Genomic DNA, 14838 nt, shown 5'->3' on the forward strand with positions numbered 1-14838 from the left:
CGTGGCTGAGTTACTGGAAGACGGCGTCCGGATCGTCGAGGCTGTCTGAACCTTCGATACTGATCTGCTCAACACCAAGTGCCGTGACGACCCGTTCAATCGACCGTGTCTGATCAATCAATCCGTTGACGCCGCCCATAATCAGGGCTTCGCCGGCCTCATTGCCGCGCTCCAGCATCTGATCATAGGCAAAACCGGCTTCGGCTGCTGTCTTGATCCGTCCGAGTGCCAGAACAGCATTGTTCAGTCTGGCAGACATCTCTGCGTCCAGTGCTGTATCTGTTCCGGCAACCAGATCTGACAGTGACGGACCGGACACAAGGGAGCCGTCCACACGGATGTATTCACCGTGATAGACGTTCCGGACACCGACACCGTTGTAGAAATGATCGTTGTGTGTGTTGTCCGCAAAACAGGAATGCTCTTCTTCGGGATCATTCAGCATGACACCGAGGCGCATGCGTTCACCTGCTGTCTCTCCATAAGACAGGGAACCCATCCCGGTCAGCATCGCGGCCAGACCTGCATCCGTATCCGCAGACAGCGCTGCGCGCGCTGCGCCGTCTTCTGCCCATTGTGCCGCCATCCAGGCAAGGTCGGAGACCAGAAGATCAGTCGCAGCCACGAGGTATTTCGCGCGTCGGTCGCAGTTGCCGTTGGTACAGTCCGCGCCAGTGGCGTAGTCGGTCCACGGCCTGTTTCCTGCTCCGCTGCCATGACCGTTCAGGTCCTGACCCCAAAGCAGGAATTCGATCGCGTGGTACCCGGTTGCGACGTTGGCCTCGATGCCATCGGCTTCATGCAGCGTCTCTTCAAGCAGGGCGGGTGTGATTGCCGTTGCGTCCACGTCTTTCCCTGACAGTGTGAAAGTCGGGCTGGCGATCACGTTCAGTACAGCAAAGCTGTTCTCGTCCGAGGGGCCACCATAGGACGCATCTACATAGTCAATCAGACCCTCATCCAGCGGCCAGGCGTTCACCTTGCCTTCCCAGTCGTCGACAATGGCATTTCCGAAGCGGAACACTTCGGTCTGCTGATAGGGAACGCGGGCCGCCAGCCACGCGCTTTTTGCTGTTTGCAGAGCCTCTGCAGAGGGGGCCGCGACCAGAGCGTTGACCGCCTCCTGCAGTGTCTGTGCGGTCACCAGACTGTCCGCATAGTTCGCCGCGGCAATGTCGGCATAGGTATCAAGTACCTCTGCAGTCTCCACAGCAAGGGCCGGCGTCGCGAATGCCGCGAAAAATGCGGTGGATGAGAGGAATGCGTGTTTCATTGAACTGTCCCGTTCTAGTGTAGTGTTGTTTGCTTTGTTGGCTGGTCGTCTGCTGCACCGGCGAACTGATGCGGTGCGCATAATTTCATCTGTCTCAGTGCATGACCGACATCGGCAGCGAGTGACGTGAGGATCGGAGCCACGTCCGGGCGCACCAGAAGGGTTGCGATCAGCATCGCGTCCTCCCGTTCGCCGGTAGCTGCGGCCCCTATCAAGTTTGCAAAACAGGATCTCGTCGGACCCCAGACACTTGCAGTTCAGGGAGTGGCGCATCAAAGGTCTGCGTCCATATTGAGAGCAGAGACGGCAAAGATCTTCGAAAGACTTCATTGCCTTTCGCCCGCGAGCGGGCCCCAGCATTGAGGCGAAATCATTCCAGACATTTGCCTGGGCTTCCGGTCCGTCGCACCAAAGCCTCAGGTAGATGACCGACGCTGCTTCTACGGCTTCCAGCTCTGAGATAAAACCGACAGGCGCACCGCCACGTTTTTCCTGAACACTGGTCATTTGGTCAGAATCAGTTTGCCAGCGCGCGTGATCCGCAGGACGTAAGTCTGGTCACCAAGAATGATCTGGGCCTGATTTTCACCCTTCGTAAGGTCGTCAGCCAGGTATGTGGGCAAGGCCCTTGGTGTCGTTGCCGTTGTTTCCGGAGGGCTGTGAAATGACATCAGGGTTGCTTCCTTTTGAGGATTGTCTCGCGGTTGTTTTGGTCAAGCCACCACTCCAGAGAACAGGTGATCGCGTCACCGGTCCCAAGACAGGTTTCAGCAATCTCAGATCGATCAGTGGGGGCCGAAAGCTGCTTTTCAGAAGGCGCTTGTTCAGACTCTGGCATCTGGGAAATCCTTTCATCTCTCGACGGTCGGGCTTCCCCTTTTGAATGCGGAGTGGCTGGACGTTAGATTAATACTGAGTAAAATTATCAGGAATGTCAACCTGACTTTTTTTGTCAGATTAAAAAACTGATCGATACACTGAGCGGACCCGGCGGGTGGTCAGATCGGGCAGGGGGCAAGGTCAGGTTTTGAAGTGTTTTTAACTGACCGGTGCCATGCTGGACGAAGGGCACAAAAAATGGCCCGCTTTCCGAAGCCCGCTACGGTGCCGCCGGAGGCGTTGCCACTAAATCTTTTCAGATCATAGCACTACGGTCGTCGTTCTGGCAGGATGCTCAGCCCAAACGTCGGAAAACAGTGCAAGGAGGGCTGCGCTGACAGAGTTAGGTTGGATGGCGGAGACGAAGGGATTCGAACCCTCGAGACGATTCCTCGCCTACTCCCTTAGCAGGGGAGCGCCTTCGACCACTCGGCCACGTCTCCGCCGACCGTCCTATCGGGCAGTCTTATGGAAAACAAGTGGAAAATCCGGCGACAGACTGAATTCCGGGCAAACGCTATCCCGCAGGGTTTCCAAGCACCTCACAGATCGCATCAAAGGTCACGGAAACAACCTTTTCAACTTCGCCGGGGGTAATACAGAGCGGCGGCGCAAAACCGATAGTATCGCTTTGGGGCATTGCACGGGCGATCACGCCCCGCTGTGCCATTGCAGCGACAATGGACGGCACAACAGCGCGGGATGGTTCAAAAGCTGTCAGCTGATCCGGGTTGTCGGCCAGTTCGACGGCGCACAGCAAACCTTCGCCGCGAATGTCGGAGACATGCGGGTGTCCAGCCAGCGCGTCCCGCAGAGCGGCCAGCATAAACTGCCCTGTGCTGCGCGCGTTCCCAACCAGATCAAGGTCATCAATGAGTTTCAGGTTGGCGATGCCGGCCGCCGCACCGATCGGGTGCGCCGAATAGGTCCAGCCATGACCGATCGCGCCATTCTCGTCTGTGCCGCGTGCCAGCACTTCCCAGACGCGGTCCGAAACGATGCTGCCGGACAAAGGCGCATAGGCAGACGTAAGACCCTTGGCGATGGTCATCAGATCGGCCTCAATTCCGTAGTGTTCTGCGCCGAACATCGTGCCGAGACGTCCAAATCCGGTGATAACCTCGTCACAGATCAGCAGGATGTCATGGCGCCGCAAAACCTCCTGTATCGCGGGCCAGTACCCTTCCGGCGGCGGTACGATACCGCCCGTGCCCAGCATTGGCTCGGCGATAAAGGCGGCGATGGTGTCGGGTCCTTCAGCCAGGATCATGTCTTCGAGCTGCTGCGCGCACCATTGACTGAATGCCGCTTCTGACATGCCGCGGTCCGGGCGATGCAGATAGTAGGGGGCTTCGGTGTGCAGGACCTGCTCCAGCGGCAGATCGAATTTCTTATGAAACAACGAAAGGCCGGTCAGAGACCCGGTCATCAGGCCGGACCCGTGATACCCCCGCCAGCGGGAAATGATCTTCTTCTTGTGGGGTAGGCCGCGGATGTTGTTGTAGTACCAGACCAGCTTGATGTTGGTTTCATTGGCATCCGATCCACCAAGGCCGAAATAGACCTTCGACATATTTGCAGGCGCGCGATCAAGGATCATCCGGGCCAGTGTGACAGATGCTTCGGTGCCGTGCCCCATATATGCGTGGTAATAGGACAGCTGGTGGGCCTGTTCCGCGATGGCGTCGGTGATCTCGCGCCGGCCATAGCCCACATTCACGCAATATAGTCCCGCAAAAGCATCCAGCATCCGGCGGCCATCCCGGTCCTCGATCCAGACACCTTCGCCGCCAGTGATAATCCGGGTCGGTGTGTCACCACGGGCATGTGCCGCAAGATGCGTGGACGGGTGAAAGAACGTGTCTCTGTCCCATTCGGCCAGCGTGTCATTGGTCAGCATCAGTTACTCCTTTGTGGGGCCGGTTTCAGAGGCCAGAACAGCCAGGCAGTCGCCCTGACGGATTAGTCCGGGATGATGTCGTACCATCACCAGTCCGTCGGTCTGGGCTGTTATGACATTCGGCTCAATGCCGGTGTGGTACAGTGGCCAGATCCGGGCGAGTGTTTCACCGCAGGTTACAGCATCACCAAGCATCACAGTGAACTCAACCATTCCTGCGTCAGGAGCGAAATGAAAGCACGCCGCGTCATCCTGTGTCAGGTGACAGGTCGGGGCGGCATCAATATCTCCAGCGAGAATTCCGGCGTGGATCAACAGGTTCCGCAGGCCACGCCGCGCGATGGCGACGGTTTCCGGCGTCGCCGTACCGCGGCCGCCCAGTTCGGTTGTAACAAATGTCTTTCCCTGACTTTCTGCTGCATGATCGTACATTGCAGAGGGGTCAATCTCGAGCATCTGAAGACTGAAAGGCGCGCAGAAAGCATCGCGCGCGGCCCGGCATCGTGCTTCCTGCGCCTTGTCCTCAAGCGTGTGGCAGGCTGCAAAGGGCAGGAAGTCGAGCGATTTGCCGCCTGAATGAAAGTCGAGCACGATATCGGCCATCGGCAACAGGTACCGTGTGAAGTAGTCAGCGATCTTTTCCGTGATCGTGCCGTCCGGCCTGCCGGGGAATGCGCGGTTCATATTGCCGCCGTCGATGGGCGACGTGCGCGTTGCGGCGTGTACTGCTGGCGCGTTCATGAACGGGATCAGAATGATCCGGCCGCTCACGGCCGCCGGATCGAGGCTGGTTGCCGCGTCCAGGATGGCAAGCGGTCCTTCGTATTCATCGCCATGATTTCCACCGGTGATCAGCGCTGTCGGTCCGGAGCCGTTCCGGATAACTGTCACCGGGATCATCACAGAACCCCAGGCGCTCTCATCGCGGCTCCACGGCAATTGCAGGTGACCGTGCTGTACACCGTACACGCCGAAATCGACGGTGGCGGTGACGGGCGAGGGGGTGTTTGTCATGTCTTGACCATCAGTTCCCGGGGCGTGTTGCACAGACATTCGGCGCCGTCTTCGGTAATCAGCACAGGTTCGGTGATCTCGATGCCGCCATCGTCCAGCCAGAGCGCAGGCATGAAATGAAATGTCATGCCCGGTTTGAGTACGGTCTTGTCGCCGGAGCGCAGCGAGAACGTGCGCTCGCCCCAGTCCGGTGGGTAAGACAACCCGATGGAATAGCCACACCGGTTGTCCTTTTCAAAGCCCAGCCCGTTCAGAGTGCCATTGAACGCCAGCGCAATATCGCCGGTTGTATTGCCCGGCCGTGCCGCGGCGAGGCCTGCCTCAACAGCTTCGAGTACGGCGGCTTCGGCACGCCGGTAGCGGTCAGGCGGCGCGCCAAGAAACAGGGTGCGCGACTGCGGCGCGTGGTAGCGGCGGTAGACGCCCGCAATCTCAAAAAAGGTGGCTTCGCCCTTCTTCATCGGTTCCGCGTTCCAGGTCAGGTGCGGGGCCGTCGCATCGGCGCCGGAAGGTGCCAGCGGTACGATGGACGGGTAATCACCCCAGTAGCTGTCTGCACCTGTTATCCCGGCGTGGCTGATCTCCGCCACCAGGGCGTTCTTGGCCAGCCCCGGTTCGGCATGTTCCAGAATGGTCCGGTGCATTTTTTCGACAATACGGGCCGCCCGGCGCATGCAGGTGATTTCTGTGGGGCTTTTGACGCAGCGCTGCCAGTTTACCAAACCGTTCACATCTTTGAATTCGGCCTGCGGCAAGCCGGACAAAAGCGACGTGTAAGATGCTGCTGTGAAATAATAATTGTCCATCTCAAGGCCGATCTTTGCGGACGACCATCCATGTTTCCCCAGAAGATTGCACAGGTCTTCCATCGGGTGTTTTTCCGGGTTCTGCACATAGGTGTCGTCATACCCGTGAATACAGGTATCCGGCATCATAACCGTGCGCTTTGCCCCCAGCGCGTCAATGCCGCGCCCCCACCAGAGCGGCGGCCCGTCCGGGCCGAGCACAACCGCCTGGTGCACGTAAAAGGACCAGCCGTCGTACCCGGTCAGCCAGGCCATATTCGCGGGATCGCTCACAACAATAACCTCGACGCCTGCGGCCATCATGGCGTCGCGGGTGCGCTTTATCCGCCCGTCATATTCACTGATGCTGAACGGCAGGTCAGATGCTGGCATGGTACTCTCCGCTTGTCGCGCCTTCGGGGCGTGAGGGAAGGTTAGCGGATCGTTTTGCGCCGGTCCATCGACGGGTTTCCGGGGCGGGACGCTGTCGGCCCGGCCGGCGGCTTTGACAGCCTGTCTGCAGTTTTGCAGTATGCTGGATATGTGCAACGAAGGCGGCAGATGAAATCCACATTTCTGAATTCAACGGGTTCTGTTTTCCGTGCGGCCTGCGCCTTGCTGATCCTTGCAGCGCACAGCCTGCAGGCACAGGAGGCCTTCCGTCTGGAGGGCCATGGGGGGCCGGTAAAAGGGATCAGCACGACCGCCGACGGGACAATCCTGACCGCCAGTTTCGACAATGCAGTCGGCCTCTGGACGCCTGACGGCCCCCGCTGGTTCGATGGTCATGAGGCAGCTGTGAATGCAGTCGTTCCGGTGGGGGATGGACGTATGGTTTCAGGGGGCGATGACTTCTCTCTGCGCCTCTGGGATCCGGCGACAGGGCAGGGAAGGGTGCTGGGGCGTCACAGCGCCAAGATCATCCGGCTTGCGGTGTCGCCTGAAGGCACGCGTGTGGCATCGGCCAGCTGGGACAGAACCGTGCGTGTCTGGCCGCTGGACGGCGCAGACCCCATCGAGTTGCGGGGACATGCCAACACCGTCAGCGATGTTGCGTTTTCGCCGGACGGCGCCCGGGTTTATACGACCTCGGCGGATGGTACGGTGCGTCTCTGGGATGCGCATACCGGCGAATTCCGCAGGCGTCTGGTGCAGCACGGGTTCGGGATTAACACGCTGCTGATCGCGCCGGATGAAAGCTGGCTGGCCTATGGCGCGGTTGACGGGGGCACGCGGGTCATAACGTTGCCCGAAGGGGACGAAAGTGGTGATTTCACTGCGGACAGACGCCCGATCCTCGCCATGGCCTACAGTGCCGGGGCTGACCTGATCGCCGTGGGTGACGCCCAGGGATACATCATGATGATCGACACAGTGGACTGGCGTATTTCGGATGACTTCCGGGCGACCGCTGCAGGACCGGTCTGGGCGCTGGCGTTTTCTCCGGACGGTCAGAACATCCACGCCGGCGGCATCTCGGACGCGCTGCACAGCTGGCCGGTAGCGGAGCTCGGAAACGCAGAGCAGATGGCCGGGACGGAACGGTCCTTTCTGAAAAAGCCGGAACTCATGTCGAATGGTGAGCGACAGTTCCAGCGCAAATGTTCCATCTGCCATACCCTTGAGCCCGACAGTAAAAGGCGTGCAGGTCCAACGCTCTATGGTCTGTTTGGCAGGCCGGCCGGCACCGTATCGGACTATCTCTATTCTGACACGCTGGTCAAAGCGGATCTTGTCTGGTCCGAAGAGACCATAGACCTGCTGTTTGATCTGGGTCCGGATCATTACATTCCGGGGTCGAAAATGCCGATGCAGCGGATCACGGGTGCGCAGGACCGTGCCGATCTGATCGCATTTCTGCGGGATGCGACAACTGAAAACTGACAGCGTGTCGCTGTTGCGTTTCAGCAATCCCGACACGGTTTGCCGAAATGTGTCGTCTCGCGATTATGGTGCCCGATTGTACGAACCCCGTAAGCCGCACCATAAAGAGATGTCGGCCATTCGGTCTATCAGTCGGGGTGAATTGGCTCCGGCGGTAGGGATCGAACCTACGACCAATTGATTAACAGTCAACTGCTCTACCGCTGAGCTACGCCGGAACGGTCTGGGCGATATAGCAGCGCTCAAAACCCGCGTCCAGAGGGTTTCCGCGAAAAAATTAAAATCAGCCACCAGCCTTTTCACGCAGCAAAAAAGACGCTGTTTCGCTCAGGTCTCCGACGCTGCGAACCACCTTTTTTCATGCAGATCAATAAGGTGGGCGAGGACGTTTCGTGTTGCAGCACCAAGGAGTTCAGCAGTTACATCTGTGTAGATCCGTCGCGCGATGTGGGCGGCAGTCGTGGGGCCTGCGTCCAGTGCGTCCAGAATAGCTGACTCGCGGGCCTGACGATGCGAGATCAGCCATTTCAGACGTTCCTGTGGGTCGGTTACCGGCTTTCCGTGCCCGGGATAGAAAATGCGCCAGTTTTCCCTCTGAAGGGTCGCGCAACTGGTCATAAAATCGGTCAGATCACCATCCGGTGGTGACACAAGCGAGCTGGCCCATCCCATAACGTGGTCCCCGGTGAAACAGACATCCTCCCATGCGAGGCAGATGTGGTTTCCGATATGTCCCGGCGTATGCAGCGCCCTCAGCGTCCAGCCGTCACCATCGACCGTTGCGCCATGTGTCAGACGAGTGTCGGGCTGAAAACCGGCATCAATCCCTTCGCCACCACCTGCTAGGCCTGACGCGGCAAGGCGGGTCATGACCGCCGATCTGCCGGCCTCGGCCGGGCCAAATGCCAGGACCGGCGCCCTGGTGAGCTTTGACAGTTGTCGCGCCAGTGGAGAGTGATCAAGATGTGCGTGTGTAACCAATATGTGGCTGATGCTGTGTCCGCCATCCGTTGCGGCCAGGATGGCCTGCAGATGGGCGTCATTGTCTGGCCCCGGATCAATCACAGCCACGTGTGACGCACCAACCAGGTAGGTGTTAGTGCCGCGCCATGTCATCGGGGACGGGTTGGGCGCCACGATACGGCGCAGCATCGGGCCCAGAGAGACAACTTCACCATGAACCGGGTCAAAATCCTCTGGCATCTTCATCTGTTTGGCTCTTTCTAATCGCCCGGGGCGCGGATAGATTCAGGTCTATGTTTTTTGGCTGGCTCAAACAATACATGCCGCGTTCGCTTTATGCCCGCGCTGTGCTGATCCTGCTGCTGCCTGTCGTGGTGCTGCAGATCGTTGTCACGATTCTGTTTCTGACGCGGCACTTTGAAGATGTGACCCGGCAGATGGCGGCAACTGTGTCGCGTGAACTGCGTCTGGTGCTGAATGTCGCAAATCAGGCGCGTGATCGCGCAGCCATACCCGCACGCGTCAGTGCACAGGTGGGGCAACTGGACATGGCAGCTGCGGCAGTCGATCAGGCTGAGGTGCCCGTGGCAGATATGCGGGACTGGTACGATTTTTCGGGGCGCGTGATCGTGGCACGCCTGCCTGCTGAAGTGCCGGCGGTGATGGTCACGGATCTGACAGAAGACCGGCGCGTGCATGTCTACGCCGCCAGCGATCACGGGCCGGTGCGTCTCAGCTTTGACCGGCGCCGAATTTCGGCGTCTAACCCCCATCAACTGTTTGTTAACATGCTGTTTTTCGGTGGTATTGTGACGGTCATCGCGATCCTTTATCTGCGCAATCAGCTCAGGCCGATCAAGCGTCTGTCACATGCAGCCGAAGCATTCGGGCGGGGCCGGCATGAACCCTACACACCTGCCGGTGCTCTGGAAGTGCGGTCTGCCGGGAATGCCTTTCTCGATATGCGGGCCCGGATCGAACGTCAGATCGAGCAGCGGACACTGATGCTGTCCGGCGTCAGTCATGATCTGCGCACGCCGCTGACGAGAATGCGTCTCAGCCTGTCGATGCTGGATGACGCAGAGCGTGAGTTGCTGGAGCAGGATGTTGACGACATGCAGCAGATGCTGGACGCCTTCCTCAACTTTGTAAAAGGCGCGGGCGAGGGTGAACCGGTCCCGGTAGATCCGCACCTCCTGGTCAGCGAGGCTGTCGAAGACGCAAAGCGTGCCGGGCGGGATGTTTCTGTTGCGCAGGCAGAGGGCGATGGAACCGGTGAGGTCAAACTGAACGCACTGACCATGCGCCGGGCGCTTGATAACCTGATTTCCAACGCCGTGCGGTATGGAGCCCGCGCAGAGGTTTCAGTGATGCTCAGTGACAAGGCGCTGCGCATCCGGGTGGAGGATGATGGTCCGGGTATCCCGGCCGATCGGCGGGAAGAGGCGACCCGGCCGTTTACAAGGCTGGATCCTGCCCGAAACCAGGATCAGGGGGGTGGTGTCGGGCTCGGGCTGGCCATCGCCACCGACATCGCGCGCGCGCATGGTGGTGTATTGCGGCTTGGCAGTTCGCAGCGGATGGGCGGGCTTCAGGCGGATATCGTCATCGCGCGATAGTTCCCAAAGGTTTTCTTTCCGCACCATGCGCGGAAACAGGCGGGAAGAACATCCGTTGGCCTGACCGTTCCGGCGGCCGCACGGGCGCCGACCATGTCATACGAACAGTTCTACCGACCCGGCGCAGCGCACAGAGCCGGGGCTTGCAACACTGCGGTTAGGTGTTTGGGCTCTGGTGCATCCGGCTGAGTTTTGAGAGTGTTACTACAATAGTCAGAAGGTCCCGCCCCGTATGATCCGTCATCTTTCCCTGCCCGCTGTTTCGATGGGGCTGCTCGCGGCTTTTGTCGGTTATGCAGCTTCGTTTGCGATTGTACTTGCTGGGATGACAGCCATGGGTGCTACCAGCGATCAGGCTGCGACCGGCCTTTTCTTTGCGACAATCGGTATGGGTATCTGCAGTATCTGGCTGCCCATAAAAACGCGTATTCCCGCTGCAGTTGCATGGTCGACCCCGGGTGCTGCTTTTCTTGCCGCGACGGCGGCTTTGCCCGGTGGATTTGGAGAGGCCGCAGGGGCATTGATTTTCTGCAGTTGCCTCATCATCCTGACCGGGTTCGTTCCTGCGCTCGGCAGGCTTGTTGCCGCCATCCCAAAACCGATTGCCAATGGTTTGCTGGCGGGCGTCCTGCTGAAGCTCTGTTTTGCGCCGGCTATAGCGTTTGCTGAATTTCCAATGCTGATGCTGCCGGTGTTTGGCGCGTGGTTGATCGGGCTGTGCTGGAACCGGTTGGCAGCCATGCCGTTTGCCGTGATCACTTTTGTCTTTGTTCTGGCGCTGGCTGTGGACACGTCCGCGACACCGGCTTTGTCTGATGGCCAGTGGCTGCCTGATTTCGTGCCAGTTGCCCCGGTCTTTACGGTTCAGTCGTTTTTTTCCATCGCAGTGCCGCTCTATCTCGTCACGATGGCGGGGCAGAACATTCCTGGGTTCGCAGTCCTCGAGCTCAATGGATACAGCGTCCGGCGGCAGGCGCTGATCCGGGATACCGGTGTTGTCAGCATGGTGATTGCGCCCTTCGGTGCGATTCCCGTCAATATGTCCGCGATAACGGCTGCAATGATGGCGGGGGAAGACGCCGGGCGTGATCCGGATGCACGGTACTGGGCGGCGGTGACTTCCGGTGTGGCGTATGTTGGCATGGCTTGTGCCGCTACGCTGATCATCTCTCTGGCCAGCCTCGCGCCGGCTGCGCTCATAACCGCCGTTGCCGGACTGGCGCTCATCCCGGCTCTTGTTGGTTCGGTATCATCGGCTTTCAGTGATCCTGACCAGAAGGAAGCCCCGGCGCTGACGTTCCTTGTCGCCGCAAGCGGAATGACATTGTTTGGTGTCAGTGGCGCGTTCTGGGGAGTTGTGGCCGGTTCTGTTGTCTGGATGATGAAAGCCGAATAATAAAGAAAAACAGATGGTTAGACAACGTTCCTTATCCGACGAAAACATGCAAGGCTGACCCGCAAAAGGCGTCAGGCCTCATTCCATGCCTTGTCTGTTCACGGGCTTCCGTTTGGCAACCTGTGCTTGGGAGAAATTCCTGCTTCCCCGGCGCTGCAACTGTGTGTCCTGTACAAACTGCTTGAGGCCCGCAGGTTTTTGCCCTGTCGCTTGTGGATCGCGGCATACGGCAGTGCGGTCCACAGAAATCAAAATCCGGGCCGAAGCCCATTTCGTAGTCGGTTGGGCAGTCGGTTGATTAAATGCAGGACCGGGCTCAGGCTGATTGTGTCGGAGCGCTGCCCTGCATCCCAATGACGCGCTCCGGAGTGCTGTTCGCCCTCGTCAGCGCTTTGTGTCAGAACTCCTCCCACCCTGAGACGGCCTCGGGTTGGGCGCAGCCGGCGGATTGGCTGGCTCGCCGTTGCCTGGCCGGCTCAATTCCGCCGTCGCGGGCTATGGGCTTGTGCGCGCCAGCCTCGGGTAACCCGTGAAACTGGCTCAGCGCTTTGGCAAGGTTCTGGGCTTCTTTGCTTGTCGAAACACTGGCAGCCGTCATTTCTTCCAGCGTTGCGGCGTTGTTCTGCGCAGTTCTGTCAATTGAACCGATGGCCAGATTGACCTCCTGGATTCCGGAAGATTGCTGCTCCACGGCCATCGCAATTTCAGAAATCTGCGTTGATGCAGTTTCAACATCTGCGATGATCGCTTCGAGCGCCTTTCGGGACTGGGTGACATGCTCCACGCCAGTCTTTACGCTCTGCGCATTCTGGTCAATTACTGTGCTGATTTCCTGGACAGCTTCCTGCGATCTTTGTGCCAGGGCGCGCACTTCAGATGCGACCACCGAAAAACCGCGGCCTGCTTCTCCTGCGCGTGCGGCTTCGACGCCCGCGTTCAGAGCAAGAAGGTTGATCTGAAAGGCAATATCTTCAATGACTTTCACGACGCTGTTAATCTGACCAGATGCTTCCGCAATCGTGCCGATTGAGGCTTCCGTTTGGTCTGATACATCGCGGGATACATCGGCTCCTTTGCGCACCTTCTGTGTGGCGGCATCCGCCGATCTGGCATTTTCCACAACCTGGCTGATGCTGGACGCGATTTCCTCAACTGCGGCGGAAGTTTCCTCGATCGCGGCGGCGGCGTCTTCGGCGCGCTTGGACATGTCGTTCGCAGAAGTTTCAAGGTGATGCGAGGTTGCGGAAACGGTCTTTCCACTCTCCATGATGTCCGACATGGTGTTGGACAACGCACTGAGTGCGGAATTGAAATCGTTCTTCATCCGCAGGAAAACCCCGCTGCGTTCACCTTCGATCCGGACGCCTAGATTGCCGTTTGACAGCTCGCCAATGCTTCGGACGAGATCATCGATGCTGTCTTCGGTCTGCTCCAGCAGGCGATTGACGATCTGCGCAAGCTGGACAAGGCCGTCATCCTCAATATCGGCAGGAAGACGTTCGGAAAAATCTCCCGAAGCGGCTTTGCCCAATACGCGTTCCATCTGTTTCTGAAATTCCTGCGCGGTCTCCAGTCTTGCCCGTTCAGCCTCTCTCTCACGTTCATCCCGGTCGCGTTTTTCCTGCTCAAGCTGCGCCTGTCGCGCGCGTTGGTCTTCGTCGCGTTCGCGTGCAAGGCGTTCTTTTTCCTTGACCTCAAGATCAAGATCCCTCGCTTTGCGTGCGTTTTCCAGAAAAACAACCATCGCATTGGTCATCTGCCCGATCTCGTGCCTCGCTTCTGTTCTCTCAATTTCGATGTCGAGATCACCGGTTGCGAGCTGGTTCATATCGGCAGTGACCTGAGCCAGCCGGGACGCAATCGCACGGCCGGTGAAGAGGGCAAGCCCAGCTCCGATGACGGTCGCGGCCGCCACAAGCAGCGATACAATCAGGATAGAGCGGTCCGCCATGGCAACACCCGCAGGACCAAGGCTGTTCTGCTGTGCCACAACCGCGTCCACCGTGCTCTCCACGAGCGCAAGCGCTTCGGGCCCGATTTCATCCATTCTGTCATAGCGTGTGTTGCGCTGCGCAATCACGTCGGCGACCGCCTCTGAGGTGGCATCGAAAACGTCGAGATCCCTCATTGTCTCTTCTGTCAGCTCCCGCCGCCTGGGGTTTTGCAGTTCGGTCATCAGTTCTGTCAGACCCACACGCGCGTTTTCGATCTCCTGATTTGAGCGCGCTGCATCTTCGGGACGGTTATCCACGAGGTACTTTTCAAGGTAATACCGTGCCAGCATCAGGTTGATACCGGCCTCACCAGCTGCGGCAGCGGCAACCGCATCGTCGTCGCGCAGTGCTGTTTCCATAACTTCCGAAAGCTGGCGCCGGGCTTTGACACCCGTATCGGCTGAGGTCTGAACGAGGGTGTCCCGTTGCTGTTGCAGCTCGTAGGCCTCGCCCATGAGGCGTTCGTATTCAGCCAGCAGATCTGGAATACCAGCCACCGGGCCCAGCCCCTCATAGTGGCTGATGATTTCGGTCAGCGCTTTCTTCAGATCAACAACTTCCGCAATGTTGCCAGAGACTTCCTCAACAAAAGCCTGGTCTTTGGTCAGCCGGTATTTGGCCGATGCGAGCCGCGCTTCAAACATGTCTTCGAGAAAATCACCGGCAAGCAGGCTGTCGCGTGCCGTCGTGCGGTAGTCAATGAATGTGTCGGCAAGCCGGCTGGTCTGGAACGCCGCAAAACCGCCCAGAATAACGATCAGAGCAACCATGGATCCCATGCCAAGATAAATGCGCATTGCGAGTGTCATACCCACCTCCGGTTCAACAGTGCAGAGTTGCGTAAATCTACGGTCAGTTCTCTAACGGTTCGTTACCTGATGACGGAATGGAGCGTTTTTTCTGCAAAGAACCTGTCTACTGTCTGCGGGCGGGCGGGTCGCTGCTGTCCGGCGTGTTTCAGCTTTATGCCCGATCCTTGAACATACGAAAAACTGCGGGCAGGTGTGGGCAGAAACAGTGATCTGGCACGTTGTGTGTGACCGCAGACAACAAAACTGGTGGTCACAGCGGTCGTCTGACTGAGCGGACATTGAAACGGGCCAGCAGTCGCCCGCACGGATTGCCGTTCTG

10 protein-coding genes and 2 tRNA genes are annotated in these 14838 nt (G+C 58.7%); 3 read left to right on the plus strand and 9 right to left on the minus strand.

Annotated features, from left to right (window positions below):
- Nucleotides 1-10: 10 nt before the first annotated feature.
- The 6 genes from ACZ1HA_RS06185 to ACZ1HA_RS06210 all read right to left on the minus strand — a co-directional run bounded on the left by ACZ1HA_RS06185 (nucleotide 11) and on the right by ACZ1HA_RS06210 (nucleotide 6244).
- Nucleotides 11-1273, minus strand: coding sequence for an imelysin family protein (locus ACZ1HA_RS06185; protein WP_472713267.1), 1263 nt, complete (start codon nucleotides 1271-1273; stop codon nucleotides 11-13).
- 503 nt (nucleotides 1274-1776) lie between these two features.
- On the minus strand, nucleotides 1777-1944 hold the full coding sequence (gene hemP / locus ACZ1HA_RS06190) for a hemin uptake protein HemP (RefSeq protein ID WP_472713268.1): 168 nt from the start codon (nucleotides 1942-1944) through the stop codon (nucleotides 1777-1779).
- Nucleotides 1945-2505: 561 nt separating this feature from the next.
- A tRNA-Ser gene (locus ACZ1HA_RS06195) sits at nucleotides 2506-2595 on the minus strand.
- Between the two features lie 74 nt (nucleotides 2596-2669).
- Entirely contained in the window at nucleotides 2670-4052 is a 1383-nt protein-coding gene (locus tag ACZ1HA_RS06200; protein ID WP_472713269.1) for an aminotransferase class III-fold pyridoxal phosphate-dependent enzyme, read from the minus strand.
- 3 nt (nucleotides 4053-4055) lie between these two features.
- Nucleotides 4056-5066: a N(2)-acetyl-L-2,4-diaminobutanoate deacetylase DoeB gene (gene doeB / locus ACZ1HA_RS06205; protein WP_472713270.1), complete on the minus strand. Its 1011-nt coding sequence runs from the start codon at nucleotides 5064-5066 to the stop codon at nucleotides 4056-4058.
- Nucleotides 5063-6244, minus strand: coding sequence for a M24 family metallopeptidase (locus ACZ1HA_RS06210; RefSeq protein WP_472713271.1), 1182 nt, complete (start codon nucleotides 6242-6244; stop codon nucleotides 5063-5065). The genes doeB and ACZ1HA_RS06210 overlap by 4 nt, the downstream gene beginning before the upstream one ends.
- Before the next feature lie 168 nt (nucleotides 6245-6412).
- On the opposite strand from ACZ1HA_RS06210, the gene ACZ1HA_RS06215 reads away from it, so the two are divergent.
- Nucleotides 6413-7735, plus strand: a complete 1323-nt coding sequence (locus ACZ1HA_RS06215) for a c-type cytochrome (RefSeq protein WP_472713272.1) — start codon at nucleotides 6413-6415, stop codon at nucleotides 7733-7735.
- A gap of 143 nt (nucleotides 7736-7878) precedes the next feature.
- Here the strand turns inward: ACZ1HA_RS06215 and ACZ1HA_RS06220 are convergent.
- Both ACZ1HA_RS06220 and ACZ1HA_RS06225 read right to left on the minus strand, forming a co-directional pair.
- A tRNA-Asn gene (locus ACZ1HA_RS06220) sits at nucleotides 7879-7953 on the minus strand.
- A 109-nt stretch (nucleotides 7954-8062) separates the two neighbouring features.
- Nucleotides 8063-8944, minus strand: a complete 882-nt coding sequence (locus tag ACZ1HA_RS06225) for an MBL fold metallo-hydrolase (protein ID WP_472713273.1) — start codon at nucleotides 8942-8944, stop codon at nucleotides 8063-8065.
- Nucleotides 8945-8991: 47 nt separating this feature from the next.
- On the opposite strand from ACZ1HA_RS06225, the gene ACZ1HA_RS06230 reads away from it, so the two are divergent.
- Both ACZ1HA_RS06230 and ACZ1HA_RS06235 read left to right on the plus strand, forming a co-directional pair.
- Nucleotides 8992-10317 (plus strand): ATP-binding protein, encoded by a 1326-nt coding sequence (locus tag ACZ1HA_RS06230; RefSeq protein ID WP_472713274.1) that lies wholly within the window; start codon nucleotides 8992-8994, stop codon nucleotides 10315-10317.
- A 232-nt stretch (nucleotides 10318-10549) separates the two neighbouring features.
- Nucleotides 10550-11713 carry a benzoate/H(+) symporter BenE family transporter gene (locus tag ACZ1HA_RS06235; RefSeq protein WP_472713275.1) on the plus strand — a complete coding sequence of 388 codons (1164 nt, stop codon included), beginning with the start codon at nucleotides 10550-10552 and terminating at the stop codon, nucleotides 11711-11713.
- 397 nt (nucleotides 11714-12110) lie between these two features.
- Here ACZ1HA_RS06235 and ACZ1HA_RS06240 read toward each other — a convergent pair whose 3' ends face one another.
- Nucleotides 12111-14516 (minus strand): methyl-accepting chemotaxis protein, encoded by a 2406-nt coding sequence (locus ACZ1HA_RS06240; protein ID WP_472713276.1) that lies wholly within the window; start codon nucleotides 14514-14516, stop codon nucleotides 12111-12113.
- Nucleotides 14517-14838 lie beyond the last annotated feature (322 nt).

Source organism: Roseobacter sp. S87, assembly GCF_055693285.1.